This window comes from Photobacterium salinisoli (assembly GCF_003614885.1).
GTDB classification, from domain to species: Bacteria; Pseudomonadota; Gammaproteobacteria; order Enterobacterales; family Vibrionaceae; genus Photobacterium; species Photobacterium salinisoli.
In genome coordinates this window covers 19624-44747 of record NZ_QZMS01000016.1, presented here as the reverse complement: position 1 = coordinate 44747, position 25124 = coordinate 19624, and the positions used below count along the sequence as shown (strand labels likewise).

General features: G+C 52.7%; 25 protein-coding genes. 4 read left to right on the top strand and 21 right to left on the bottom strand.

What is annotated here, in order from left to right; all coding sequences use genetic code 11:
- Nucleotide 1 precedes the first annotated feature (1 nt).
- The 19 genes from atpA to D6M16_RS21030 form a co-directional block, all read right to left on the bottom strand.
- Entirely contained in the window at nucleotides 2-1543 is a 1542-nt protein-coding gene (atpA, locus tag D6M16_RS21120) for a F0F1 ATP synthase subunit alpha (protein WP_120513856.1), read from the bottom strand.
- A 16-nt stretch (nucleotides 1544-1559) separates the two neighbouring features.
- Entirely contained in the window at nucleotides 1560-2093 is a 534-nt protein-coding gene (gene atpH, locus D6M16_RS21115) for a F0F1 ATP synthase subunit delta (protein WP_120513855.1), read from the bottom strand.
- A 17-nt stretch (nucleotides 2094-2110) separates the two neighbouring features.
- Complete coding sequence (atpF, locus tag D6M16_RS21110) at nucleotides 2111-2581, bottom strand: F0F1 ATP synthase subunit B (RefSeq protein WP_027251734.1); 471 nt, start codon at nucleotides 2579-2581, stop codon at nucleotides 2111-2113.
- Nucleotides 2582-2630: 49 nt separating this feature from the next.
- Complete coding sequence (gene atpE, locus D6M16_RS21105) at nucleotides 2631-2888, bottom strand: F0F1 ATP synthase subunit C (RefSeq protein WP_005302247.1); 258 nt, start codon at nucleotides 2886-2888, stop codon at nucleotides 2631-2633.
- A gap of 65 nt (nucleotides 2889-2953) precedes the next feature.
- The gene (atpB, locus tag D6M16_RS21100) at nucleotides 2954-3760 is read right to left on the bottom strand and encodes a F0F1 ATP synthase subunit A (RefSeq protein ID WP_120513854.1); all 807 of its coding nucleotides are present in this window, start codon (nucleotides 3758-3760) and stop codon (nucleotides 2954-2956) included.
- A gap of 8 nt (nucleotides 3761-3768) precedes the next feature.
- Nucleotides 3769-4158: a F0F1 ATP synthase subunit I gene (locus D6M16_RS21095; RefSeq protein ID WP_027251736.1), complete on the bottom strand. Its 390-nt coding sequence runs from the start codon at nucleotides 4156-4158 to the stop codon at nucleotides 3769-3771.
- A 177-nt stretch (nucleotides 4159-4335) separates the two neighbouring features.
- On the bottom strand, nucleotides 4336-5232 hold the full coding sequence (locus D6M16_RS21090; protein WP_120513853.1) for a ParB/RepB/Spo0J family partition protein: 897 nt from the start codon (nucleotides 5230-5232) through the stop codon (nucleotides 4336-4338).
- 12 nt (nucleotides 5233-5244) lie between these two features.
- Nucleotides 5245-6039: a ParA family protein gene (locus D6M16_RS21085; protein WP_120513852.1), complete on the bottom strand. Its 795-nt coding sequence runs from the start codon at nucleotides 6037-6039 to the stop codon at nucleotides 5245-5247.
- Nucleotides 6040-6056: 17 nt separating this feature from the next.
- Nucleotides 6057-6680, bottom strand: coding sequence for a 16S rRNA (guanine(527)-N(7))-methyltransferase RsmG (rsmG, locus tag D6M16_RS21080; RefSeq protein ID WP_120513851.1), 624 nt, complete (start codon nucleotides 6678-6680; stop codon nucleotides 6057-6059).
- Entirely contained in the window at nucleotides 6677-8581 is a 1905-nt protein-coding gene (gene mnmG / locus D6M16_RS21075) for a tRNA uridine-5-carboxymethylaminomethyl(34) synthesis enzyme MnmG (RefSeq protein ID WP_120513850.1), read from the bottom strand. Before mnmG ends, rsmG begins: the two co-directional genes overlap by 4 nt.
- A gap of 431 nt (nucleotides 8582-9012) precedes the next feature.
- Nucleotides 9013-9453 carry an FMN-binding protein MioC gene (gene mioC / locus D6M16_RS21070; RefSeq protein WP_120513849.1) on the bottom strand — a complete coding sequence of 147 codons (441 nt, stop codon included), beginning with the start codon at nucleotides 9451-9453 and terminating at the stop codon, nucleotides 9013-9015.
- 432 nt (nucleotides 9454-9885) lie between these two features.
- Nucleotides 9886-11253: a tRNA uridine-5-carboxymethylaminomethyl(34) synthesis GTPase MnmE gene (gene mnmE, locus D6M16_RS21065; RefSeq protein ID WP_120513893.1), complete on the bottom strand. Its 1368-nt coding sequence runs from the start codon at nucleotides 11251-11253 to the stop codon at nucleotides 9886-9888.
- Nucleotides 11254-11382: 129 nt separating this feature from the next.
- Nucleotides 11383-13002, bottom strand: coding sequence for a membrane protein insertase YidC (gene yidC, locus D6M16_RS21060; protein WP_120513848.1), 1620 nt, complete (start codon nucleotides 13000-13002; stop codon nucleotides 11383-11385).
- Nucleotides 13003-13004: 2 nt separating this feature from the next.
- Nucleotides 13005-13262: a membrane protein insertion efficiency factor YidD gene (gene yidD / locus D6M16_RS21055; protein ID WP_081669217.1), complete on the bottom strand. Its 258-nt coding sequence runs from the start codon at nucleotides 13260-13262 to the stop codon at nucleotides 13005-13007.
- Nucleotides 13229-13585, bottom strand: a complete 357-nt coding sequence (gene rnpA, locus D6M16_RS21050; RefSeq protein ID WP_120513847.1) for a ribonuclease P protein component — start codon at nucleotides 13583-13585, stop codon at nucleotides 13229-13231. Before rnpA ends, yidD begins: the two co-directional genes overlap by 34 nt.
- Before the next feature lie 14 nt (nucleotides 13586-13599).
- A complete protein-coding gene (rpmH, locus tag D6M16_RS21045; RefSeq protein WP_081669218.1) occupies nucleotides 13600-13734 on the bottom strand; it encodes a 50S ribosomal protein L34 in 135 nt (44 codons plus the stop codon).
- A 236-nt stretch (nucleotides 13735-13970) separates the two neighbouring features.
- Nucleotides 13971-14708, bottom strand: coding sequence for an amino acid ABC transporter ATP-binding protein (locus tag D6M16_RS21040; protein WP_120513846.1), 738 nt, complete (start codon nucleotides 14706-14708; stop codon nucleotides 13971-13973).
- Entirely contained in the window at nucleotides 14705-15376 is a 672-nt protein-coding gene (locus D6M16_RS21035) for an amino acid ABC transporter permease (RefSeq protein WP_120513845.1), read from the bottom strand. Before D6M16_RS21035 ends, D6M16_RS21040 begins: the two co-directional genes overlap by 4 nt.
- A gap of 122 nt (nucleotides 15377-15498) precedes the next feature.
- Nucleotides 15499-16254 carry an amino acid ABC transporter substrate-binding protein gene (locus D6M16_RS21030; protein WP_120513844.1) on the bottom strand — a complete coding sequence of 252 codons (756 nt, stop codon included), beginning with the start codon at nucleotides 16252-16254 and terminating at the stop codon, nucleotides 15499-15501.
- A gap of 412 nt (nucleotides 16255-16666) precedes the next feature.
- Between D6M16_RS21030 and dnaA the strand changes: the two genes are divergently transcribed.
- The 4 genes from dnaA to gyrB are packed head-to-tail and all read left to right on the top strand — an operon-like array spanning nucleotide 16667 to nucleotide 22677.
- Nucleotides 16667-18049, top strand: a complete 1383-nt coding sequence (dnaA, locus tag D6M16_RS21025) for a chromosomal replication initiator protein DnaA (protein WP_120513843.1) — start codon at nucleotides 16667-16669, stop codon at nucleotides 18047-18049.
- A 1-nt stretch (nucleotide 18050) separates the two neighbouring features.
- Complete coding sequence (gene dnaN, locus D6M16_RS21020; protein ID WP_120513842.1) at nucleotides 18051-19151, top strand: DNA polymerase III subunit beta; 1101 nt, start codon at nucleotides 18051-18053, stop codon at nucleotides 19149-19151.
- 3 nt (nucleotides 19152-19154) lie between these two features.
- Nucleotides 19155-20246 (top strand): DNA replication/repair protein RecF, encoded by a 1092-nt coding sequence (recF, locus tag D6M16_RS21015; RefSeq protein WP_120513841.1) that lies wholly within the window; start codon nucleotides 19155-19157, stop codon nucleotides 20244-20246.
- A 19-nt stretch (nucleotides 20247-20265) separates the two neighbouring features.
- Nucleotides 20266-22677, top strand: a complete 2412-nt coding sequence (gene gyrB, locus D6M16_RS21010; protein ID WP_120513840.1) for a DNA topoisomerase (ATP-hydrolyzing) subunit B — start codon at nucleotides 20266-20268, stop codon at nucleotides 22675-22677.
- An 85-nt stretch (nucleotides 22678-22762) separates the two neighbouring features.
- On the opposite strand, the gene D6M16_RS21005 is transcribed toward gyrB, so the two are convergent.
- Nucleotides 22763-23050 carry an AMP-binding enzyme gene (locus D6M16_RS21005; protein WP_120513839.1) on the bottom strand — a complete coding sequence of 96 codons (288 nt, stop codon included), beginning with the start codon at nucleotides 23048-23050 and terminating at the stop codon, nucleotides 22763-22765.
- A gap of 317 nt (nucleotides 23051-23367) precedes the next feature.
- A complete protein-coding gene (locus D6M16_RS21000; protein WP_205576952.1) occupies nucleotides 23368-25104 on the bottom strand; it encodes an acyl-CoA dehydrogenase family protein in 1737 nt (578 codons plus the stop codon).
- Between the last annotated feature and the right edge of the window lie 20 nt (nucleotides 25105-25124).

Genomic DNA, 25124 nt, shown 5'->3' with positions numbered 1-25124 from the left:
ATTACCAAGTCTGGGTCGCTTTGAAATCTTCAACCAGTTTCGCGAACTGGGCTTCAATTTCATTGTTCCACGCACCCGTTTCATCAATTTGAGCTACCAGCTCAGCAAATTGACTCTTGGCGTAAGACAGTAACGCAGCTTCGAAATCTGCCAGCTTAGTCAGCTCAACATCTTTCAGGTAACCTTTCTCAGCAGAGAAAATCACCAGGGCCTGCTCGAAAACAGACATTGGCGAGTACTGCTTCTGCTTCATCAGTTCAGTTACTTTCTGACCGTGGTCCAGCTGACGCTTAGTCGCGTCGTCCAGATCAGAGGAGAACTGGGCAAAGGCCGCCAGTTCACGGTACTGAGCCAGTGCAGTACGGATACCACCAGACAGCTTCTTGATGATCTTGGTCTGAGCAGCACCACCTACACGCGATACAGAGATACCTGGGTCAACCGCTGGACGAATACCAGAGTTAAACAGTTCTGTTTGCAGGAAGATCTGACCATCGGTGATCGAAATTACGTTAGTCGGTACGAACGCAGAAACGTCACCCGCCTGAGTTTCGATGATTGGCAGAGCAGTCAAAGAACCAGTCTTACCTTTCACTTCACCGTTAGTGAACTTTTCTACGTACTCTTCGCTCACGCGCGCAGCACGCTCAAGCAGACGGGAGTGGAGGTAGAAAACGTCACCAGGGAAAGCTTCACGGCCTGGTGGACGGCGCAGCAGCAGAGAGATCTGACGGTAAGCCACAGCCTGCTTAGACAGGTCATCGTATACGATCAGTGCATCTTCGCCGCGGTCACGGAAGTATTCACCCATGGCACAACCAGAGTAAGGTGCCAGGTATTGCAGAGCTGCCGCTTCAGAAGCAGACGCCACTACAACGATAGTGTTCTTCAGTGCACCGTGCTCTTCCAGTTTACGAACCACGTTGGCGATAGTGGACGCTTTCTGGCCGATAGCTACATAGATAGAGTAAATACCAGAATTTTTCTGGTTGATGATGGCATCGATCGCCAGGGCAGTTTTACCAATCTGACGGTCACCGATGATCAGCTCACGCTGGCCACGGCCGATTGGAATCATTGAGTCAACCGCCTTGTAACCAGTCTGAACAGGCTGGTCAACAGATTTACGGTCGATTACACCCGGTGCGATCACTTCTACCGGAGAGAAAGTATCGGTCTCAATCGGACCTTTACCATCAATCGGCTCACCCAGAGTGTTAACAACACGACCCAGCAGGGCAGGGCCGACAGGCACTTCCAGGATACGACCGGTTGCGGTCACTTTCATGCCTTCCTGAAGGCTGGCATATGGACCCATTACAACAGCACCTACCGAGTCACGCTCAAGGTTCAGTGCCAGTGCGTACAGGCCGCCTGGTAGTTCAATCATTTCACCTTGCATGACATCTGCAAGGCCGTGGATACGAATGATACCGTCGCTTACAGAAACGATGGTGCCTTCGTTACGCGCTTCACTGGCAACGTTGAAATTTTCAATCCGTTGCTTGATCAGTGCGCTAATTTCCGTGGAATTAAGTTGCATGCTCCAATTCCCCAAATCAAGACTGCAAAGTATCGTTCAGACGGGCAAGTTTGCCTCGTACTGACTGATCGATGACTAAGTCTCCGGCTCTAATTACAACCCCGGCAATCAGGGTCTCGTCTACACTGCAGTTCAGCTTAACCTTGCGCGCCAGACGCTGTTCCAGCTTACTGATGATTGCACTCATTTGACCTTCGTCCAGGGTGACCGCAGAGATCACATTGGCTTCGATGGTTTTTTCCAGTTCATCTTTCAAGAACAGGAACTGAGTACAGACTTCAGGAAGAATTTTCAGGCGTCCGTTTTCGGCCATGACCTTAATCAGGTTCTGGCCGGCGTCGTTGAGTTGCTCGCCGCAAACCGACAGGAAGATTTCCGTCAGCTTGTCCGCCGCAAAACCACCATCCAGTACATCCAGAATGGTGTCGTTTTTAGCGACTTCCGAAGCAAAGGTGAGCATTTCTGACCACTGGGCCAGCTCACCTTTCTCAACCGCATAATCAAAGGCTGCTTTAGCGTAGGGGCGTGCGATAGTAGTCATTTCCGACATGGTGCTTGCCCCTTCTATTACAGTTCTGCAGTGACTTTGTTAAGAACATCAGCATGAGCGTCTTTATCGATAGTACGCCCAATGATTTTCTCAGCACCAATCACAGCCAGAGTTGCAACTTGTTTTCTTAGGTCATCGCGCGCGCGATTACGTTCTGCATCAATTTCAGCACGACCTTGAGTCAGAATTTTTTCACGCTCGGCCGTTGCTTCCGCTTTGGCCTCTTCGATGATTTGAGCTTTACGCTTGTTAGCTTGCTCAATCAGTTCAGTTGCAGTACGTTTTGCTTCTTTCAGTTGATCAGAAGCATTTGCCTGCGCCAGGTTGAGATCTTTGGCAGCGCGATCCGCTGCTGCCAAACCGTCAGCAATTTTTTTCTGACGCTCTTCAATCGCTTCCATAATTGGTGGCCATACATATTTCATGCAGAAGACCACAAACAGGAAAAACGCGATAGCCTGACCCAGTAATGTTGCATTCATATTCACAACGGCATCTCCTTAAACAGGGTAGCTATGGGTCCGTTACGTTCGTGGATTAACCAGCCAGTTGTCCAACGAATGGGTTAGCGAATGTGAATAGCAGAGCGATAACGATACCGATCATTGGAACCGCATCCAGCAGGCCTGCGATGATGAACATCTTAACTTGCAGCATAGGAGCCATTTCAGGTTGGCGAGCAGCGCCTTCAAGGAACTTACCACCCAGCAGGGCGAAACCAATCGCAGTACCCAGGGCAGCAAGACCTACAATGATGCCCACGGCAATTGCAGAAAAGCTTAGTAAAGTTTCCATCACTATCTCCAGTTTATTGTTGTCGGCCTAAATGCCAGTAAATAAAAAATAAAATTGTTTACGTATTAATGATTGTCTTCGTGAGCCTGAGACAGGTACACGATAGTCAGCATCATAAAGACGAAAGATTGAATCGTAATGACCAGGATGTGGAAAATTGCCCACGGAACCGAGCCCAGCCATTGTGCCCACCACGGCATCAGCGCCGCGATAAGAATAAACACCACCTCACCGGCGAACATGTTACCGAACAGACGCATGCCGAGAGAAATAGGCTTCGCCAGCAGCGAAACTACTTCCAGTAGCAGGTTGAACGGAATCATGACCGGGTGATTGAACGGGTGCAGTGCCAGTTCTTTGGCAAAACCGCCCAGGCCTTTGATCTTGATGCTGTAGTAGATCATCAATGCAAAGACACCCAGCGCCATTGCCATGGTGATGTTAACATCAGCTGACGGTACAACCTTCATATAAGGAATACCAAGCCAATGCTCCGCCGGATACGGAATGAAGTCGATTGGAACCAGGTCCATGACGTTCATCAAGAAAATCCAGCAGAAAATCGTCAGAGCTAACGGAGCTATCAGCGCGTTGCGGCCATGAAAGGTTTCTTTAACGCTGTTGTCAACGAATTCCACCATTATTTCCACAAAACACTGTAGCTTACCCGGCACCCCTGAGGTTGCCTTCTTCGCTGCCAGACGGAACAATCCCAGAAAGATCACCCCTGTCAACACAGAAAAGAAAAGGCTGTCGATGTGTACCGCCCAGAAACTTCCCTCGGCCACCAGACCCAGCTTATCGGTTGATAAGTTTGTCAGGTGGTGAGTGATGTAACTGGAAGGTGTAAGCGCTTCACCTGGCGCAGCCATAACTCATCCTATTTGTTGTTGTTAATGAATAAAACCGGCGCACAGATATTAATACCCAGAGCCAGCAAATAGGTCAGCTTGAGGGGAACAAGTTCCACCTCGACATACAGGTAGACAAGGGAAAACAAGATGACTGTAATGAGGATTTTCAGCACTTCTCCGCCGTAAAATGACGCCATCACCAGACGAGCCTTCGTGGCCCCGCCGAAGAGAAAAGCACACACAGAAAAAGCGGCGTTAGCTATCACAAAGATGCCGCCACCGATAAGTGCAGAGATTCCCCAGTCAACATTGACAGCAAACACTGCCATGATTGCCGTTGTCAAAACGACGCCAGATTGTAGTAACAACAACCGCTTCGCCAATTGGCGTCCCGGCCTGACTAGCGTCGAAACCATGTATTCATTCCTCGAGTCCGTTCCACTACACATACGTCGTGCTGGGAAAACTGCGAAAATTATACGGTTCATTAGATTGAATGCAATCTAATCACAATAAAAAAACAGTTAGAATTTATAACACATTATCCCGATCACGCAGTGGTCATTTTTACGGCAAAAATAGTAAGAATCCGGTCACACTTCTGAACTTAACATTGCCAAAAGTTGCTGTAACTTCTGGGGCTCGTCAAAATTTATGATTATTTTACCTTTGCCGCTTTTGCTTTGATTAATCGCAACCTGAGTGCCAAATTGCTCACTCAGACGATTTTCCATCGCTTCAACCTTGGGATCGACAGAGACAGGGGCTACCTCAGAGGCAGGGGTGAGCAGTTTTTTCACCAAACGCTCGGTATCCCTTACCGTCAGAGATTTCGCCACGACGGTGTGAGCCGCTTCCAGTTGCTGTTCAGCAACCAGTGACAGCAATGCACGGGCGTGACCCATTTCCAGCTGCCGCTGGGCCAGCAACCGCTTAACCTGTGGCTCCAGCTGGTTTAAACGCAGCAGGTTAGACACAGCAGCACGGGATTTGCCGACGGCTTCGGCAATTTGCTGATGGGTGAGGGAGAATTCATTCTGCAATCGCTCCAGCGCCTGAGCTTCCTCAATGGCATTGAGATCTTCACGCTGGATGTTTTCAATCAGGGCAATCGCGACAGTGGCGCGATCATCCACGTCTTTGACCAGACAGGGAACCTTAGACAGGCCAGCCTGGCGTGACGCCCGCCAGCGACGTTCGCCGGCAATGATTTCATACTGTTGCGGGGCCAGTTGGCGAACCACGATTGGCTGGATCACCCCCTGAGCGCGGATAGAATCAGTCAGTTCCGCCAGGGCGTCTGCTGACATATCCTGACGAGGCTGATACTGACCCGGTTGCAGCTGACTGACCGGCAGTTCGCGCAGCGCGCCTTCGGCCGGTACCGTTTCTTCCTTGCTGACAGCCTCTGCGGCTTGTTGCCTCTCACGGGCCACCGAACTGGTGGCCAGCAGTGCATCAAGGCCTTTTCCCAGGCCTCGTTTATTCATGGTCATGCTTGCTTACGCCTCTACCTGAGCAGGTTCCCGCGTGGTTTCCTCACGACGAATCATCTCTCCGGCCAGTGCCAGGTACGCCTTGGCACCGCTGGAGGTCTTATCGTAGTACATGGCCGGACAGCCATGACTCGGGGCTTCGGCCAGACGCACATTGCGTGGGATCACGGTGCGGTACACCTTGTCACCAAAATGCTTCTTCAGTTGCTGGGATACTTCATTCGCCAGCCTGTTGCGCGGATCATACATGGTGCGGAGCAAGCCTTCTATCTTGAGATCGGCATTGACTACAGCTGCCAGCTTGCTGATGGTGTCCATCAGGGCCGTCAGGCCTTCCAGGGCGAAATATTCGCACTGCATAGGCACCAGAACAGAATCCGCCGCTGTCATCGCATTGATGGTCAGCAGGTTGAGGGAAGGGGGACAGTCGATAAAAATAAAATCGTACTTATCCCGCACCGGTTCCAGCGCGGTACGTAACCGCACTTCACGGGCAAACACTTCCATCAGTTTGATTTCGGCAGCAGTGACATCACCGTTGGCGGCTACCAGGTGATAGCCACCGGCATTTTCGGTGATCACAACGTCTGAAAACGGGGTTTCTTCGACCAGAAGCTCATAGGCCGTGGCATCAACCTGATACTTGTCGACACCGCTGGCCATGGTAGCATTCCCTTGCGGGTCGAGATCAATCACCAGCACTTTACGCTGGGTGGCGGCCAGTGACGCAGCTAAATTGACACAGGTTGTGGTTTTACCCACACCACCCTTTTGGTTGGCAACAGCTATGACTTTTCCCACGAAACACCCTCGTTAATTCATTCCTTTGCCGTCAAGAGTACTAAATGACGCGCCCCCTCCAAGTCGGGGACATGCAAAGATTTGACCTCACTCACAGAACACCAGCTCGGCAGTTCTGTCAGTTCCTCTTCAGTAACCTGGCCTTTGAGCGCCATAAACTGGCCTTCCGCTGCAGGCAGATGACGGCACCAGTTAACCATATCAGACATGGACGCAAATGCCCGGCTTAATACAGCATCAAACCCCTGTTCTGGGATAAAGGCCTCTACCCGGCTTTGCACAGGTGTGACATTGTCAATCTTCAGTTCATGGATAACCTGACGGATAAAACGTATCCGCTTACCCAGACTGTCGAGCAGGGTAAATTGTTTCTCGGGCAGCATGATGGCCAGCGGAATGCCCGGCAGGCCAGGTCCGGTACCGACATCAATAAACCGCGTTCCCTGTGACAGGTAAGGACTGACGGCCAGGCTGTCCATGATGTGCTTGACCAGCATCTCATTGGGATCCCGTACCGACGTCAGATTATACGCTTTGTTCCACTTGTGCAGCAGGCTAACATAGCCCACCAGTTGCTCAAGTTGCTGTTCTGTGACCTTGAGTTCAGTTTTTGCAATCAGCTGTGCCAGACGCTCTTTCACGCAGCCACCTCCGAGTCGCCTTTTTTCAGCAGGCCATGTTTTTTCAGGTATACCAGCAATAGCGAAATCGCAGCCGGGGTCACGCCTGAGATACGCGATGCCATGCCGATAGTCGCCGGTTTCGCGTCGTTCAGCTTGGCAATCACTTCATTGGACAAGCCTTTCACTTGCTTGTAATCCAGCTCAGCCGGCAGTTTGCTCTGCTCATGACGCAGGGATTTTTCCACCTCTTCTCTTTGGCGGTCGATATAGCCCTGGTATTTAACCTGGATTTCGACCTGCTCGCTGGCTTCGGCATCGGCGCTGGCCGGGCCAAACGGTGCCAGAGCCGTCAGTTGCTCATAGGTCACTTCCGGGCGGCGCAGCAGATCCTCACCACTGGCTTCACGGGTCAGCGGAGTTTTCAGAATGTCATTGATCGTCGCCGCGTGCTCAGAACCCGGATGGATCCAGATGTCTTTCAGACGCTGGCGCTCCAGCTCGATGCTGTTCATTTTTTCATTAAAACGGGACCAGCGTTCATCATCGACCAGACCAAACTGACGACCCAGCTCGGTCAGACGAATATCGGCATTGTCTTCACGCAACAACAGACGGTACTCGGCACGCGAGGTAAACATGCGGTACGGCTCTTTGGTACCCATAGTCGATAAATCGTCAATCAGTACGCCCAGATAAGCCTGATCGCGGCGCGGATTCCAGCCTTCTTTTTCCTGCGACAACAAAGCGGCATTCATGCCCGCCAGCAGCCCCTGGGCTGCGGCTTCTTCGTACCCTGTCGTGCCGTTGATCTGGCCGGCAAAGAACAGACCGCTGATGAATTTGGTTTCCAGCGTAGGTTTCAGATCTCGTGGATCGAAGAAATCGTATTCAATGGCATAGCCAGGGCGAATAATGCTGGCATTTTCAAAGCCTTTCATCGAACGGACAATTTGCATCTGTACGTCAAACGGCAGGCTGGTGGAGATACCGTTCGGATACAGCTCGTGCGTCGTCAGGCCTTCCGGCTCAATAAAAATCTGGTGACTGTTTTTGTCCGCAAAGCGCATCACCTTGTCTTCGATAGACGGGCAATAACGGGGACCGATACCTTCAATCACGCCGGAATACATAGGGCTGCGATCCAGGTTATTGCGGATCACATCATGGGTTTTTTCATTGGTATGGGTAATAAAACACGGGATCTGACGCGGATGATCCGAATGTTTACCCAGGAAAGAAAACACCGGAGTCGGATTATCACCATGCTGTGCTTCCAGCTGGCTGAAATCCACCGTACGGGCATCGATACGTGGTGGTGTACCGGTTTTCAGACGATCGACACGGAAAGGCAAGGCACGCAAGCGATCCGCCAAAGCGATCGACGGGGGATCCCCGGCGCGTCCGCCGCTGTAATTCTCCAGGCCGATATGGATCTTGCCGCCCAGGAAGGTGCCTACGGTTAATACCACGCTGCGGGCACGAAACTTCAGGCCCATTTCGGTCACCACGCCAACAGCACGATCCTGCTCGACGATCAGATCGTTAACAGCCTGCTGAAACAGCATCAGATTTGGCTGGTTTTCCAATGCTTCACGAACCGCGGCTTTGTAAAGTGCCCGATCAGCCTGAGCGCGAGTTGCACGCACTGCCGGGCCTTTAGAAGAATTCAGAGTACGGAACTGAATTCCGCCTTTATCAATGGCTTGTGCCATTACGCCACCCAAAGCATCCACTTCTTTTACCAGATGGCCTTTGCCGATCCCGCCAATCGCCGGGTTACAGGACATCTGGCCCAGGGTATCGATATTATGGGTCAGCAACAGGGTTTTCTGACCCATACGTGCTGCTGCCAATGCGGCTTCCGTTCCGGCATGACCGCCACCAACTACGATGACATCAAAATTTTCCTGGTAAAACATGAAATTACCTCAGGTGATCAATTAGCCATTCAATTTGCTTGAAGCAAAGGGGGTATATTCTACCTCGTTTCCAGGCAAGAAAGAATCACTGTCGGCGATCAAATGATCAGGCGCTGAGATCCTAAATATATATAAGATCTTTTTAAGAAGATCTCTTATTGGATCTACTATTAGGATCGCCCGATCATGTGGATAAGTGACTTTTGATCCTAATGATCATGGTGTTAGGGAGGATCACTTCTTGTTAGGTGTGTGGGATCTTCGTAAGGACTTCCTGGGATCTAAATGGCCTTTTATCCACAGGGGTAGAATGTCGATCAAGTTGTTCATTGGATAACAAAGGGTTGATCACCGTTTAGATCTATAGTTATACACAGAAGAAAAATAAAAAACTGGCGTAATTGGGAGTAAATTTCGCCAGTCGGGAAGGGTTAAAGGAGGTTTTTCCAGCTATCCAGCCAGATTTCGGCCGGGTCTTCCGGTACAGGATCCTGAGAAACGTCGATGTCGAGCCGTTCACCGAGACGTTGAGCGCCCAAGTCGGCCAGCAGTTGATCCAGCTCTTTACCTGCCTGGCAGAAAGTGTCGTAACTGCTGTCGCCAATGGCCACCACCCCATATTTGAGCGCACTGAGGTTGGGGTGCTGATCTTTCAACTGGTTGACAAAAGGCTGAATATTGTCGGGGAATTCACCGGCTCCATGGGTTGAGCAAATCAGCAGCCAGATGTGGTCTGAATTAAGCGCATCCAGGGCTGCCTGGTTGAGGATTTCGGTGTCGTGACCAGCGTCAGTGAGCAGTTCGGCCAGGTGATCGGCGACATATTCCGCGCCGCCCAGAGTGCTGCCTGTGATTAGGGTAATGGTCGCCATAGGGGCCTCTTTATATAGACAAATGTCAGAATGGCTGAATTGTACTCTGAGTTGGCGATAAGAAAACCCCTGGAAAAATGTGTCTGTTGCCTGCCTTTTCTCGTCGCAGAGCTGTGACGGAGCTGCGTGACGTCATGCTCCCGGTTGGGGTGTAAAGGAGGCTGGTAACCGGCAATAATACCATGAACACATTATTGTTATTTATTTCAGTGCTTTAGCTAAGTTGCCAACAGCTAATCCCAAGGATCCTCTGTGCTTGATCCTTGTTAAAGTGGCAGTTATCAACGGCTTTTGATCGCTGCCGATATCCGAGGATCTTGTTTCCGGAGCACTGCCTCGACGGTAAAGCGGGATCACCGTACTGAGTCATGGCTATGAGGTGAAAAAAAGCCCCGCCAGTCTGGCAGGGCTGTGTGGTTGGCATAGCTGGCTTTATTTACCGATACAGAAGGAGGTAAAGATGCGGCCCAGCAAGTCATCAGAGGTAAATTCCCCGGTGATTTCGCTCAGGTGCTGCTGTGCCAGGCGTAGTTCTTCGGCCAGGATTTCACCGGCCATGTAACCTTCCAGCTGCGATTTTCCTGTGTCCAGATGCATGGCGGCACGTTCCAGCGCATCCAGGTGGCGGCGACGGGCCATGAAGCCCCCTTCGGTGGTGCCGGCAAAGCCCATGCAGGCTTTGAGGTGATCGAGCAGGTCGTCAACCCCTTCGCCGGTGCGGGCCGACAGCCGGATCAGGGTCGGCTGGTTGACATGGCAAATGCCGGTTGATTCACCGGTCAGCTCCACTTTATTGCGGATTACGGTCAGGCCCATGGAGTCGGGCAGGCGTTCAATGAAATCCGGCCAGATCTCAGCCGGGTCGGTCGCATCCGTGGTGGTGGCATCGACCATAAACAACACACGATCTGCCTGGCGGATTTCTTCCCACGCCCGTTCGATACCGATACGTTCCACTTCGTCGCTGGCATCGCGCAGGCCGGCGGTATCTATGATGTGCAGCGGCATGCCGTCGATGTGGATGTGCTCGCGCAGCACGTCCCGGGTGGTGCCGGCAATGTCGGTGACGATGGCGCTGTCTTTGCCTGACAGGGCATTGAGCAGGCTGGATTTGCCGGCATTTGGACGGCCGGCAATCACCACTTTCATCCCCTCGCGCATAATCGCGCCCTGATTGGCTTCTCGGCGCACCGCATTGAGTTCTGCCATGACCTTGTCCAGATCGGCGCTGACCTTGCCGTCACTGAGAAAATCAATTTCTTCTTCCGGGAAATCAATCGCGGCTTCAACATAGATACGCAGGTGGATCAGGGCTTCCACCAGCGTATTGACGCGCTGGGAAAAGGCGCCCTGCAGCGACTGAAAGGCACTCTTGGCGGCTTCCTCACTGCTGGCGTCAATCAGATCGGCAATGGCTTCGGCCTGGGCCAGATCCAGCTTGTCGTTCATGAAGGCCCGCTCGGAAAACTCACCCGGACGGGCCGGACGCACGCCCTCGATTTGCAGGATGCGTTTGATCAGCATGTCCATCAGCACCGGACCACCGTGGCCCTGTAATTCCAGCACATCTTCACCGGTGAAAGAATTCGGGTTCGGGAAATACAGGGCGATGCCCTGATCGAGTGCGGTGCCGTCTGCGGCCCTGAAGGGCAGGTATTCGGCGTAACGTGGCTTGAGGCTGCGTCCGGTCACGGCTTCGGCCACCAGGCCGGCCAGCGGGCCGGATACGCGGATAATGCCGACTCCACCACGGCCCGGAGGGGTGGCCTGAGCGACGATAGTGTCCGTTGTCTGAGTCATCATGATAGGTTTCGTCTTTAAGCGTGGGCGCTATTGTAATCAGTGTTGATCAGGATAGCCAACTCTGAAGCGGGCAACAAAAAGGCGGCCATATTGGCCGCCTTGTCAACTGTCAGTTAAGAAACTGGCTTATGCGTTTTTGCTGTGCAGGCCTTTCTTTTCCAGTTGTTTGAAGATGATGTACTGCTGAATCAGGGTGACGATATTCGACACCAGCCAGTAGAGTACCAGACCTGCCGGGAAGAACAGGAAGAAACCGGTAAACAGCACAGGCATGAAGGTCATGATCTTCTGCTGCATAGGATCGGTAACTGTGGTCGGGCTCATCTTCTGGATCAGGAACATAGTGACACCCATCAGGATAGGCAGCACGTAGTAAGGGTCCTGAGCAGACAGGTCATGGATCCAGCCGAAGAAAGGTGCGTGACGCAGTTCCACCGACTCCATCAGTGCCCAGTAAAGGGCGATGAAGATTGGCATTTGCAGCAGCAACGGCAGACAGCCACCCAGAGGGTTGACTTTCTCTTTCTTGTACATCTCCATCATTTCCTGGCTCATGCGCTGGCGGTCGTCGCCGAAGCGCTCACGCATTGCCTGCAGTTTTGGCTGCAGCATGCGCATTTTGGCCATGGAGGTGTATTGGGCTTTGGTCAGCGGGAACATCACACCACGGACGATAAACGTCAGGATGATGATAGCAATACCCCAGTTAGCCACGAAATCATGGATAATGGACAGCAGTTTGTGCAGCGGACTGGCGATGAACCACAACCAGCCGTAATCAGCGGTCAGATTCAGGTTTGGTGCCGTTGCTTCCAGTTTGTCCTGCAGTTTAGGACCTGACCACAGGGTTGCTGTCAGCGTCTGCTCTGTACCCGGTGCAACAGTCGCACTTGGCAGGCGAACACCAATGTAACCCTGGCCCTGGCTGGTGCGGGAGAACAGATTGCTGGTGTCTTCGGTGCGCGGGATCCACGCTGACACGAAGTAATGCTGCATCATGGCCGCCCAGCCCTGTGTCATGCTCAGGTTGAGGTTCTTATCGACCATGTCATCGAAGCTGTACTTTTTGTATTTCTCGTCGTCCGCTGAGAAGGCACCGCCGCGGTAAGTCGGCATGGTCAGGCTGCCACCGTCATCGAGCAGAGTTTGCTTCAGCTGCGCGTACATCTGTACTGTGGCAGGTGCGTCAGACTGGTTGTTGATGGTGTAGGAGACGTCCACCGCGTAGCTGTCACGCGTCAGGGTGAAGGTTTTGGTGTACTCGATACCATCTTTGCTGTAAGTCAGCGGGACAACCAGTTCGTCCTGGCCGTCGGCCAGCACAAAGTCAGTCGCTGTTGCGGTCAGTTGCGCACGGCCGGCGGTCGAGTCGATACCGTTGGCGCCGATCAGGCCAGACTGTGCGATGTACTGGTGCGCGGGTTCGTTTTTCAGCAGCACGAAGGGATCTCTCGAATCCAGTTCGTTGTTGTAGGCCAGCAGTCTGGCTTCAACAATGTCACCACCCAGAGTATCAACAGTCAGATCCAGCACATCGGTGCGGATGTGGATCAGCTTGTCGGAACTGCTAGGCCCTGGGATAGTCTGACTCTCGCCACTGTGTGACGGGACGTCGCCCTGGGTCGTCGCGCTTTGCGCAGCTGTCTGGTTCTGAGGTTGCGTGCTGGTGTCAGTATTCCACTGTTGAAACAGCAGAAAAGACACGAACAGCAGGGCAATTAACAGAATATTGCGTTGGGAATCCATCGTTAATGTTCTCTGTCGTTATCCTGGGTTGGCGGAACGGGGTCGTAGCCACCGTTGTTCAAAGGGTGACATCTTAATAGACGTTTCGCCGTGAACCAACAACCTTTTATTGCCCCGTGGGTTTTTAGTGCTTCAATCGCATACTGGGAGCAGGTTGGGGTGAAACGACAACGCGGCCCGATCAGCGGGCTGATTGCCAGTTGGTAAAAGCGGACTAGTCCTACGACTAGCCACGCGAGGGGCGAGACAGGCGATGCCATAGCTTATCAAGCAACTTACACAGATCGGCGTTATTCATCTCACTGGCACTTTTTTTAGCAATCACCACAAAGTCTTTCGCAGGCAGATCATGTTGCTTGAGACGGAAGCGTTCCCGTACCAGGCGTTTAAACCGATTGCGGCCTACCGCGGTTTTGATTTGTTTTTTAGGAACTGCCAGACCGAGCCGTGGATGGTTCAGGTCATTGTTGCGGGCCAGAATGGTGAAGTGAGGAGAGCCAGCACTGTGAGCTTGCTGGAAGACATGTTTATAATCTTCGGGAGTTAACAGACGTAACTCCCGAGAAAAAGCGTACTTAGTCAAAATAATCGCAATGATTACTTAGACAGACGCTTGCGGCCTTTGGCGCGACGTGCATTGATTACAGCGCGACCGTTCTTAGTTGCCATGCGTGCACGGAAGCCGTGAGTACGCTTGCGCTTTAGAACTGAAGGTTGAAAAGTGCGTTTCATGGTTTTACCTTAAAATTACTGATCAGTTTTAAGTTTTTGTGTTAACCGGTTGCCCGAAGGACCCCTGGAAGGTCTTCAAAAAAACCCATTACGTCCACAAAGAGGCGGAATTGTAATCACTGACCCGCTCGGAGTCAATCTTTACCCCCTCTCTGTGGGTCGGTTTTTATCCTGTTTCAGTCAGGATGCGCCCGGGCGCTGAATTATACGTTTTGTTGGGCGGAGTGCAAGGATCCTTACCGGATCCCCACCTGGCGCAGGAACTTTTTCAGGCGCGGATCCTGCGCATGGTTAAAGATCGCTTCTGGCGATCCCTGTTCAACAAACTCACCGTCGGCCATAAAGATCACTCGGTCGGCCACTTCACGGGCGAACTGCATTTCGTGGGTCACCACCAGCATGGTCTGGTTGCGTGTCGCCAGCATTTTCATCAGGTTAAGCACTTCGCCGACCCATTCCGGATCCAGCGCGGAGGTCGGCTCATCAAATAACAGCAGCTCGGCTTCCAGCGCCATGGCCCGGCCGATGCCGACCCTTTGCTGCTGGCCGCCGGACAGGGCTGCCGGGTAGCTGTCGCCTTTGTCGCCCAGCCCGATGTCATCGAGTATCTGTTGGGCTTTGTCGTTGGCGGCCTGTTTCTGCCAGCCTTTGACCGTGATCAGGCCTTCGGCGATGTTCTGCCGGGCCGTCATGTGGGCGAACAGGGCATAGTTCTGGAACACGAAGCCGGTTTTGCGTCGAATGGCCAATATGTCTTTTTTGGTCGCCACCGGGGTTTCAACATGGATGCCGTCAATGGTCATATGGCCAGTGTTGGCCTGTTCCAGAAAATTGATACAGCGCAGCAGGGTGGATTTTCCTGTCCCGGACGGGCCGATGATCACGACAATCTCACCTTGGCTGATCGACAGGTCAATCCCCGAGAAAATGGTGTTATCGCCAAAGCGTTTACTTAAGTTATGCAGCTCAATCATCGTACGTATGCCCTGTTAAGTTTCACTTCTGCCCAGTTTTGAATCCGGGTCAGTACCACCACTATCCCCCAGTAAATCAGGGCGACAGCCAGGAATGCTTCGAAGAATTTGAAACTGGAGGAGGCTTCCATCTGCGCCTTGGCCATGATCTCGGCAACTCCCAGGGTAAACGCCAGCGAGGTGGATTTGATCATGTCGATAAAATAGTTCATCAGCGACGGCAGCGCGACCCGGGTCGCCTGCGGCAGTATGATACGGCGCATGGCCTGCATTTCAGTCATGCCGATAGACAGGCTGGCTTCGCGCTGGCTATGGTCGACACCGATAATGGCAGCGCGGATACTTTCCGCCATGTAGGCGGCAAAGTGCAGGCTGAGTCCTATTACGGCAGCACTGAATGCATCCAGGCCGACCAGCGGAGGAAAGATTTGCGGCAAGCCGTAATAAAGCAGAAACAATTGTACCAGCAGGGGAGTGCCGCGAAAGAAGCTGATATATACCTGACTGAGCTGATCCAGCACAGGTAACCGATAAACCCGAACCAAAGCCAGGGTGACGGAGATGATCAGCGCAAAAAACAGTCCCCATACCGCCATGCCCATGGTGGTGCTCAGGTATTTGAGCAAAATAGGCATGAGCGACAGCATGTATTCAAAATCGAAGCCCATATGGATGCGTGTTCCGTGGAGTATTGATAACGAAAGTGACAAGACCCACCTAAAGGTGAGTCTTGATATTACGTATTAGTATAAGGAAGGTGACCTGAAATGGCAGGATTAATTACTGCAAATTAGCGGGTAATATCAGTACCGAACCATTTTTGTGAAATTTCGGTCAGTGTGCCGTCTTCACGCATGGCGTTCAGCGCCTGGTTCACTTCGTCACGCAACTGCTGGCCTTTTTCGTTATTCTGGAAAGGCCAGGCATTTTCAATGCGCTCAAAAGTCGGCCCCGCCAGCTGCAGCGGCAAGCCTGCTTTATTGATCAGTTCAACAGAAGACAAACGGTCCATCACGAAGGCGTCAGTCCGGCCCAGCGCGACATCGTGTTCAATGCCGGTGTCATAAGTTTTGATGGTAATTTCATCAGCATTATCCAGGCCACGCAGCAGTTGCTCGTAGTTAGAGCCCAGATTCACACCCACGGTTTTGCCGTTCAGATCGTCTGTGCTCTTAATGTTTTCGTTACCTTTACGCACCACCAGTTGCGCACCGTCAATCACATAAGGGTCGCTGAATACGTATTTGGCTTTACGCTCATCAGTGATAGTGATCTGGTTAGAAATCGTGTCAATACGGCCGGTTTCCAGCAAACCAAACAGACCGGAGAAGTTGGCGGTAACATATTCCACTTTGTAATCGTTACGTTTACCAATTTCATTCCACAGATCGACTTCAAATCCCTGCAGCTGATCTTGTTTCACGAAAGTGAACGGGAAGTAGCGGCCAGACATGCCGACTTTAACGTCAGTAGCAGCAATGGCTGCCTGGCTGACGCTCAGACCAAGTGTAAGGGCGGTTAATGAAACTTTAACCCAGTTTTTCATCTGTCTACTCCTGAGATGATGTTGTTTTTGTAGGGTGATTCCTATCATCCTACTTGTCAGTAAGAACAATGCTTAAATAACCAAAAGTTATTTGTAATAACTATAGGGGCTATTACTCGGCGAAGCGGAAAAGTTTGTGCAGGTAAAAGCGGCTGCTGCTTATATAAGGCATGAAATGATAGCCTTTTAATAGGCAATCTGCTGTTTTTGTCCTCAAGATCCTGTTGATTGTGCAAATAACTGTGGGTAAGACTAGGCTAAACTGTGCTGATCTGCCCCTGGCTTGTGGGATCTGTGTGAATAACTTAGATCTTATTCACTGGATCTGGGATCTCTTTGCTGGAGATCCTAAGCCAGCAGGTATAAAATTGCGTCCCTTTTCGTATTTTCGTTATTCAATGTGGAGTCGAACTTGTCATCTTCGCTTTGGCTGCAGTGCCTTCAACGCCTTCAGGAAGAACTCCCTGCCACGGAATTCAGCATGTGGGTTCGTCCGCTACAGGCCGAGTTAAACGACAACACCTTGACCTTGTTCGCCCCGAACCGATTTGTGTTGGACTGGGTACGGGATAAGTACCTCAATAGTATCAACCGCCTGTTAAATGAATTTTGCGGTGCTGATACCCCAATGCTGCGTTTTGAAGTGGGCAGCAAGCCTGTGACTGTGCCGCCGCCTCAGCCAGCCGCTGTGGTGAGCGGGGATAAAATCGATCCGCCGTCACCGACCTGGGAGCCGGCCCCATCGCCGGTTCAGCCGGAATCGCAAAAAGGTTACCGCTCCAACGTTAACCCGAAACATAACTTCAACAATTTTGTTGAAGGTAAATCGAACCAGCTCGGGCTGGCCGCCTGCCGCCAGGTGGCGGATAACCCGGGTGCGGCGTACAACCCCTTGTTTCTCTATGGTGGCACAGGTCTGGGTAAAACCCACTTGCTGCATGCTGTGGGTAACGCCATTGCGGATCGCAAACCTAACGCCAAAGTGGTCTACATGCACTCTGAGCGTTTTGTTCAGGACATGGTAAAGGCTCTGCAGAACAATGCGATTGAAGAATTTAAGCGCTACTACCGCAGCGTCGATGCTCTGCTGATCGATGATATTCAGTTCTTTGCCAATAAAGAGCGCTCGCAGGAAGAGTTTTTCCATACCTTCAATGCCCTGCTGGAAGGTAACCAACAGATCATCCTGACCTCAGACCGTTACCCGCGCGAGATCAGCGGGGTGGAAGATCGCCTGAAGTCCCGCTTTGGCTGGGGGCTGACTGTGGCGATTGAGCCGCCTGAACTGGAAACCCGGGTAGCTATCCTGATGAAAAAGGCCGAAGACCACAACATTCGCCTGGCCGATGAAGTGGCTTTCTTTATTGCCAAGCGTCTGCGCTCGAACGTGCGTGAGCTGGAAGGGGCGCTGAACCGGGTGATTGCCAACGCCAATTTTACCGGCCGTGCCATCACGATTGATTTTGTCCGCGAAGCACTGCGTGACTTGCTGGCGCTGCAGGAAAAGCTGGTCACAATTGATAACATTCAAAAGACAGTGGCCGAGTACTATAAAATCAAGATGGCTGATATGCTCTCCAAGCGCCGTTCCCGATCGGTGGCCCGCCCTCGTCAGATGGCGATGGCCCTGGCCAAAGAGCTGACTAACCACAGCCTGCCGGAAATCGGTGATGCATTTGGTGGCCGCGACCATACTACTGTGCTCCACGCGTGTCGTAAAATCGAACAGTTGCGTGAAGAAAGCCATGATATTAAAGAAGATTACTCTAACCTGATCAGGACATTGTCGTCGTAATATGAAATTTTCCGTTGAACGAGAACATCTCATTAAACCTCTGCAGCAGGTAAACGGTGCCCTGGGTGGCCGTCCGGCACTGCCTATCCTCGGCAACCTGTTGCTGCAGGTAGAAGCGGGTAAGCTGTCTCTGACTGCGACCGATCTGGAAGTGGAGCTGGTGGCCAATCTGGCACTGGACGGCGACTGGGAACCGGGGGCGACCACTGTGCCTGCCCGGAAATTTCTCGATATCTGCCGCGGCCTGCCAGACAGTGCGCAACTCAAGATTGAATTGCAGGGTGACAGGCTGCTACTGCGCTCTGGCCGTAGTCGTTACTCACTGACGACGCTGCCGGCCAGCGACTTTCCCAATATTGAAGACTGGCAAAGCGATGTTGAACTGCATCTGGCACAGGGCCAGTTACGCCAGCTGATTGAAAGTACCCAGTTTTCCATGGCCAATCAGGATGTGCGTTACTACCTGAACGGTATGCTGATGGAAACCGATGGTAAACAGCTGCGCTCTGTGGCGACCGATGGGCACCGTATGGCGGTTTGCACTGTGGAGACCGAGAGCGACATGCCAGGCAAGCAAATTATCCTGCCGCGTAAAGGGGTGATGGAGTTAATGCGTTTGCTCGATAGCCCGGATGCCGAGGTCGTGCTGCAGATTGGCCAGTCGAACCTGCGTGCCGTGGTGAACAATTTCATTTTCACCTCAAAACTGGTTGATGGCCGTTTCCCGGATTATCGCCGTGTGTTGCCGCAAAACAGCAGCAAGTTTTTGCAAGCCAGCTGCGAGGAACTCCGTCAGGCCTTTTCCCGCGCCGCCATTTTATCGAATGAGAAATTCCGCGGTGTGCGGGTGAACCTGAGCAACAATGAAATGCGGATCACGGCCAACAACCCGGAGCAGGAAGAAGCAGAAGAAGTGCTGGATGTCGACTTCCAGGGCGACGAGCTGGAGATTGGGTTTAACGTCAGTTATATCCTGGATGTGCTCAATACCCTGAAATGCGATCAGGTGCGTATTTCGATGACGGATGCGACCGCCAGTACCCTTATTGAAGATGTCGCTGACAGTGATGCGCTGTACGTGGTTATGCCGATCCGGCTCTAACCTATGGCGTTAACGCGATTCATTGTTAAAGATTTTCGTAATCTTGAGGCCTGCGATCTCACCTTCTCGGAGGGGTTCAATTTTCTGGTCGGTGCCAATGGCAGCGGTAAAACCAGTTTACTGGAAGCCATCTATTTTCTCGGCCATGGCCGCTCCTTTCGTAGCCACCTGACCAGCCGGATTATCCGCCATGGTCAGGATGAACTGGTACTGCATGGCCGGGTGCATGCGGACAGTGCACTGAAAGGTGATCTGGAGCGACCGCTGGGGATCAGAAAGCAGCGGGATGGCACGACTCAGGTTAAAATAGCCGGCCAGACTGGCCAGAAAGTGGCACAGCTGGCGCAGATTCTGCCGTTGCAGCTGATCACCCCGGAAGGGTTTGAGCTGATGGTGGGCGGCCCCAAATACCGTCGTGCGTTTATCGATTGGGGGGTGTTTCACGTGGAACCGCGGTTTTATCAGGCCTGGAGTCGGGTAAAAAGGCTGACCAGGCAGCGCAATGCGCTGCTGAAAACCGCGCGCAGCTACCGTGAACTCAGTTACTGGGATCAGGAACTGGCACAACTGGCGGAAGTGATTGACGGCTGGCGCCGGGATTACATCGATGCCCTGCGTGAGCAGGCAACAGCCTTCTGTGGCGATTTTCTGCCGGAATACGATATTCAGCTCGGCTACTACCGTGGCTGGGAAAAAACGACCCCTTACAGCGAGCTGCTGGCCGCCAACTTTGAGCGGGATCTGCAGCTCGGTTATACCGTCAGCGGCCCCAATAAAGCGGATCTGCGGCTCAAGGTGTCGGCTATGCCTGTGGACGATGTCCTGTCCCGCGGCCAGCTTAAACTATTGATGTGTGCGCTGCGATTGGCACAGGGTCAGCAGCTTCGTCAGGCAACAGGCAAGCAGTGTCTTTACCTGATTGACGACTTTGCCTCAGAGCTCGACAGCAGCAAACGTGCACTGCTGGCAAAGGGATTACACGATACTCAGGCTCAGGTGGTCATCAGTGCCATCAGCGAGGAGCAACTGGGCGATATGAAGGCCGAAAAGGGCAAGATGTTTCATGTCGAACAGGGTAAAATAACCGCAAGATAATTAAAGCGAGAGTAACTCAATGTCCAACAATTACGATTCATCAAGTATCAAGGTATTAAAGGGTCTTGATGCGGTACGTAAGCGTCCGGGTATGTACATCGGCGATACGGATGACGGTACAGGTTTGCACCACATGGTTTTTGAGGTCGTCGATAACTCTATCGACGAAGCTCTTGCTGGTCACTGTGAAGATATCGTAGTCACGATTCATGAGGATGGCTCGGTCTCTGTCAGCGATGATGGTCGTGGTATCCCGACAGACATGCACCCGGAAGAAGGAGTGTCCGCCGCTGAAGTTATCATGACAGTTCTGCACGCCGGCGGTAAGTTCGATGATAACTCCTATAAAGTGTCCGGCGGTCTGCACGGGGTAGGTGTGTCGGTTGTGAACGCCCTGTCTGACAAACTGGAACTGACTATTCATCGCCACGGTCACATTCATCAACAGATTTATCACCTGGGTGAACCTCAGGCGCCGCTGGGCGTCGTGGGCGACTCGGACCGCACCGGTACCCGAATCCGTTTCTGGCCGAGTGATACTATTTTTACCGATACCACTTTCCATTATGAGATTCTGGCCAAGCGTCTGCGCGAACTGTCTTTCCTCAACTCAGGTGTTTCTATCAAGCTGAGCGACGAGCGTGACGGCAAGCAGGACCACTTTATGTATGAAGGTGGTATCCGTGCGTTTGTTGAGCACCTGAACCGCAATAAAACGCCTATCCACCCGAAAGCGTTCCACTTTGCCTATGAGCGTGAGGACGGTATTTCTGTTGAAGTGGCGATGCAGTGGAACGACAGCTTCCAGGAAAACATTTACTGTTTCACCAACAACATTCCGCAACGCGATGGTGGTAGTCACCTGGCCGGTTTCCGCGGTGCACTGACCCGTACCCTGAACAATTTCATGGATGCCGAGGGCTATACCAAAAAAGCCAAAGTGGCGACCTCAGGTGACGATGCCCGTGAAGGTCTGACCGCTGTGGTTTCGGTAAAAGTGCCGGATCCTAAATTCTCCAGCCAGACCAAAGATAAGCTGGTGTCGAGCGAAGTGAAACCGGCGGTTGAGTCGGCCATGGGTGAGAAGCTGAGTGAATACCTGCTGGAAAACCCAACCGATGCCAAGATTGTCTGCGGCAAGATTATCGATGCCTCACGTGCCCGTGAAGCGGCACGTCGTGCCCGCGAAATGACCCGCCGCAAAGGCGCGCTGGATTTGGCCGGCCTGCCAGGCAAACTGGCTGATTGTCAGGAAAAAGACCCGGCGCTGTCTGAACTTTACATTGTGGAGGGTGACTCGGCCGGCGGTTCCGCCAAGCAGGGTCGTAACCGTAAGAATCAGGCGATTCTGCCGCTGAAAGGTAAGATCCTCAACGTAGAAAAAGCCCGTTTCGACAAAATGCTGTCGTCACAGGAAGTGGCCACTCTGATCACGGCCATGGGTTGTGGTATCGGCCGCGACGAGTACAACCCGGACAAACTGCGTTACCACAGTATCATCATCATGACCGATGCCGACGTCGATGGTTCGCACATTCGTACGCTGCTGCTGACTTTCTTCTACCGTCAGATGCCTGAGCTGATCGAGCGTGGTCACATCTATATTGCCCAGCCGCCACTGTATAAAGTGAAGAAAGGCAAGCAAGAGCAGTACATTAAAGACGATGAAGACATGAACCAGTTCCAGGTGGCCCTGGCACTGGAAAATGCCTCTCTGTTCACCAGCGACAGTGCACCGGCCATTTCCGGTCTGGCGCTGGAAACCTTGGTCAAACAATACAATGGTGCGGTGAAACTGATTGAGCGTATGAGCCGTCGTTACCCGACCCTGCTGCTCAATGAGCTGACCTACCAGCCTCGTCTGGGTGAAGATAAACTGGCGGATCAGTCTCAGGTGGAAGCCTGGGTTAAAGGGGTGGTGGATGCCCTGAACAGCAAGCAGGCCGGTGAGAGCCATTACGGTTATGAAGTGTTCCAGGACACGGAGCATAACGCCTGGCTGCCTAAGATTGTTGTGCGTACCCACGGTGTCGATTACCAGTATCCGCTGAGCTACGATCTGCTGCACTCGAAAGAGTACGCTAAGCTGGCTGACTTGTCTGAAGCATTGTGCGATCTGCTGGAAGAGACAGCCTATGTTCAGCGCGGAGAGCGTAAGCAGCCGGTTGACAGCTTTAAGACAGCGCTGGAGTGGCTGATTAAAGATTCAACCCGTGGTCTGAGCCGTCAGCGTTACAAAGGTCTGGGTGAGATGAACCCGGATCAGCTGTGGGAAACGACTATGGATCCGAACTCGCGTCGCATGATGCAGGTTACTATCAATGATGCGGTGGCTGCCGATGAGCTGTTCACTACTTTGATGGGCGATCATGTTGAACCGCGTCGTCAGTTCATTGAAGAGAACGCCCTGAATGCGAATCTGGATGTGTAACCAGTACGCCGGATAAACAATAGGGTTGACAGACAAACGCCGCTCAGACAGAGCGGCGTTTTTTTATGCGGGTTATTCTGGTTACTCAGGTCGTGCGCAGTTCATGGCGAAGGATTTTACCGACCGTGGATTTAGGTAATTCCTGATGCACGGAAATACGTTTGGGCACCTTGTTGGCTGTCAGGTGCTCGCGGCAGAAGGCGATGACATCCGCTTCGTTTAACCGGGCGGAGGTGGTGATGTGCGCATGGACCGCTTCGCCGGTTTTCTCATCGGCCTCACCGACTACAGCCGCTTCGACAATGTGTTGGTGACGACACAGCACTTCTTCAATCTCGTTCGGGTACACGTTAAATCCGGACACTATGATCATGTCTTTGAGGCGATCGACTATCTTGATGTAACCATCTGGTGCGATGAAACCCAGCTCACCGGCCTGCAGCCCGCTCTGGTGCTGCAGCCACTGCGCCAGATGCCGCGAGCGCTGCTCAATGTCGTTATAGGTCAGGGTTTGTCCCAGGCAGTGAAAGGCCGGGTTATGCGTATAGCGGGCAAAACCGTCTTCCAGAAAATCCGCCAGGTTAGTAAGGTGTTCAGCTATTGGTATGCATCCATGATGATCTCTCTTCTTGTTCCGTTCAGGGATTGCCTCCGCATCATGGCGGAGGCTTATTGTTATAAGGGGGAGGTTCAGATTTTGGCCAGCGCCCGCTCAACGATGGATTTGGCATCGATGTCTGCCGGCAGGGTGCCGAACTGGAAAAAATGATCGGTTAAGCGAGCCTGGGCGAAGGCCTCGGCAATGTGGGGTTCGCCATAGCTGAACAGGGTCGCGGCCTGCCAGATCAGCGCCAACTGCTCCATCATTTGCCGGGCACGTACCTCAATGTTGTCTGTGCTGGCAAATTCGGCTTTCAGTTGTGCCAGCTTGCGATCGAAAAGTGGGTGCTTACCTTGTGCCTGATCAAATTCGGCAAACAGGGCGCTGAAGGTATCGGGTTCGCGCTGCAGCACACGTAACAGATCCAGGCACTGTACATTGCCAGAGCCTTCCCAGATCGAATTGACCGGGGCTTCGCGATACAGCCGGCTGGCAATGTTTTCTTCGACGTAGCCCACACCGCCGATGCACTCCATCGCCTCGGCGGTATGCTGAATTGCCCGCTTGCAGATCCAGTATTTGCCGATGGCCGTTGCACTGCGGATCAGTGCCGCTTGCTTGCTGTCCTTGCTGTTATCCAGAGCATGAGCAATGCGCATGGTGATCGCCAGTGCCGCTTCGGCTTCGAGTGCCAGATCAGCCAGGACATTGATCATCAGTGGCTGGTCGTGAAGATTGCGGCCAAAGACGCTGCGGCCTGAAGTATGCCAGATAGCTTCTTTGGCGGCCTGAGCCATCAGTGCACTGGAGCCAATCATGCAGTCATAGCGGGTGAGGGCGACCATATCAATAATGGTGCGGATCCCCCGTCCTTCCTCGCCAAGCAGCCAGCCGTGTGCGCCGCGAAATTCGATTTCAGAGCTGGCATTGGATTTATTCCCGAGCTTGTTTTTCAGGCGCTGGATTTGCATCGGGTTTTTACTGCCGTCCTCACGCCAGCGCGGTACCAGGAAACAGGACAGCGTCTCGCCGGTTTTGGCCAGGACAAGAAACGCATCACACATAGGTGCCGAGCAGAACCATTTATGGCCGACCAGGCTGTAGAGTTTTCCCGGTCCGGCGTCAGCGACAGGCGTTGCCAGTGTGCTGTTTGCCCGCACGTCCGATCCGCCCTGTTTTTCTGTCATCGCCATGCCTATGGTGACGCCGGCTTTGTCGAAATAAGGCTTGTTACTGCCGTCATAGACAGGGGCTGTGATTTTCGGCAGCCAGAGTGCTGCAACGTCAGGCTGGTGCTGCAGGGCCGGCACGCAGGCAAAGGTCATGGTCAGCGGGCAGCCTGAGCCGGGATCGGCCTGGTTGTGCATAAAGGCCAGCGCCGCCCGGGCAACATGGGCACCGGCTTTGGGCTGTGTCCACGGCAGGCTGGTATGGCCGTTTTCGATCGCGTGCGCCATGAGCTGGTGGTATGCCGGATGGTAATCCACCTGATCAACCCGGTATCCGAAGCGGTCATGGGACTGAAACTCAGGTAAATGTTTATTGGCCAGAAAGCCGGCTTTCTGTAATTCATGACCTGTATGATGACCAAAACGCGACAGCCGGCTGTTTGCCCAGTCCCCGGAAAACTGTGCTACCCAATATTTTAATATGCTGTCAGAGTCATATGCGTTGTAGTTTTCTAAGGGTTTTGGCTGGTTCAGTACCGCGTGGGTATCCTGGCTGGTGGCCGGGTTGAAAGGTTCCATATTCGGCTCTCTTTGGTTGTAAGGGGGCAGTGTGTCCTGTTGATTTTCTGTGGCTTTGGCGATCATGGCATTCGACATTCCCCGCCAATATCATTAAC

What these genes read in the sequence shown, in the direction of transcription:
- atpA (WP_120513856.1), bottom strand. Translation starts at nt 1,543, where the DNA reads ATGCAACTTAATTCCACGGAAATTAGCGCACTGATCAAGCAACGGATT.
- atpH (WP_120513855.1), bottom strand. Translation starts at nt 2,093, where the DNA reads ATGTCGGAAATGACTACTATCGCACGCCCCTACGCTAAAGCAGCCTTT.
- atpE (WP_005302247.1), bottom strand. Translation starts at nt 2,888, where the DNA reads ATGGAAACTTTACTAAGCTTTTCTGCAATTGCCGTGGGCATCATTGTA.
- atpB (WP_120513854.1), bottom strand. Translation starts at nt 3,760, where the DNA reads ATGGCTGCGCCAGGTGAAGCGCTTACACCTTCCAGTTACATCACTCAC.
- D6M16_RS21095 (WP_027251736.1), bottom strand. Translation starts at nt 4,158, where the DNA reads ATGGTTTCGACGCTAGTCAGGCCGGGACGCCAATTGGCGAAGCGGTTG.
- D6M16_RS21090 (WP_120513853.1), bottom strand. Translation starts at nt 5,232, where the DNA reads ATGAATAAACGAGGCCTGGGAAAAGGCCTTGATGCACTGCTGGCCACC.
- mnmG (WP_120513850.1), bottom strand. Translation starts at nt 8,581, where the DNA reads ATGTTTTACCAGGAAAATTTTGATGTCATCGTAGTTGGTGGCGGTCAT.
- mioC (WP_120513849.1), bottom strand. Translation starts at nt 9,453, where the DNA reads ATGGCGACCATTACCCTAATCACAGGCAGCACTCTGGGCGGCGCGGAA.
- mnmE (WP_120513893.1), bottom strand. Translation starts at nt 11,253, where the DNA reads ATGACTCAGACAACGGACACTATCGTCGCTCAGGCCACCCCTCCGGGC.
- yidC (WP_120513848.1), bottom strand. Translation starts at nt 13,002, where the DNA reads ATGGATTCCCAACGCAATATTCTGTTAATTGCCCTGCTGTTCGTGTCT.
- yidD (WP_081669217.1), bottom strand. Translation starts at nt 13,262, where the DNA reads ATGGCATCGCCTGTCTCGCCCCTCGCGTGGCTAGTCGTAGGACTAGTC.
- rpmH (WP_081669218.1), bottom strand. Translation starts at nt 13,734, where the DNA reads ATGAAACGCACTTTTCAACCTTCAGTTCTAAAGCGCAAGCGTACTCAC.
- D6M16_RS21040 (WP_120513846.1), bottom strand. Translation starts at nt 14,708, where the DNA reads ATGATTGAGCTGCATAACTTAAGTAAACGCTTTGGCGATAACACCATT.
- D6M16_RS21035 (WP_120513845.1), bottom strand. Translation starts at nt 15,376, where the DNA reads ATGGGCTTCGATTTTGAATACATGCTGTCGCTCATGCCTATTTTGCTC.
- D6M16_RS21030 (WP_120513844.1), bottom strand. Translation starts at nt 16,254, where the DNA reads ATGAAAAACTGGGTTAAAGTTTCATTAACCGCCCTTACACTTGGTCTG.
- dnaN (WP_120513842.1), top strand. Translation starts at nt 18,051, where the DNA reads ATGAAATTTTCCGTTGAACGAGAACATCTCATTAAACCTCTGCAGCAG.
- recF (WP_120513841.1), top strand. Translation starts at nt 19,155, where the DNA reads ATGGCGTTAACGCGATTCATTGTTAAAGATTTTCGTAATCTTGAGGCC.
- gyrB (WP_120513840.1), top strand. Translation starts at nt 20,266, where the DNA reads ATGTCCAACAATTACGATTCATCAAGTATCAAGGTATTAAAGGGTCTT.
- D6M16_RS21005 (WP_120513839.1), bottom strand. Translation starts at nt 23,050, where the DNA reads ATGATCATAGTGTCCGGATTTAACGTGTACCCGAACGAGATTGAAGAA.
- D6M16_RS21000 (WP_205576952.1), bottom strand. Translation starts at nt 25,104, where the DNA reads ATGTCGAATGCCATGATCGCCAAAGCCACAGAAAATCAACAGGACACA.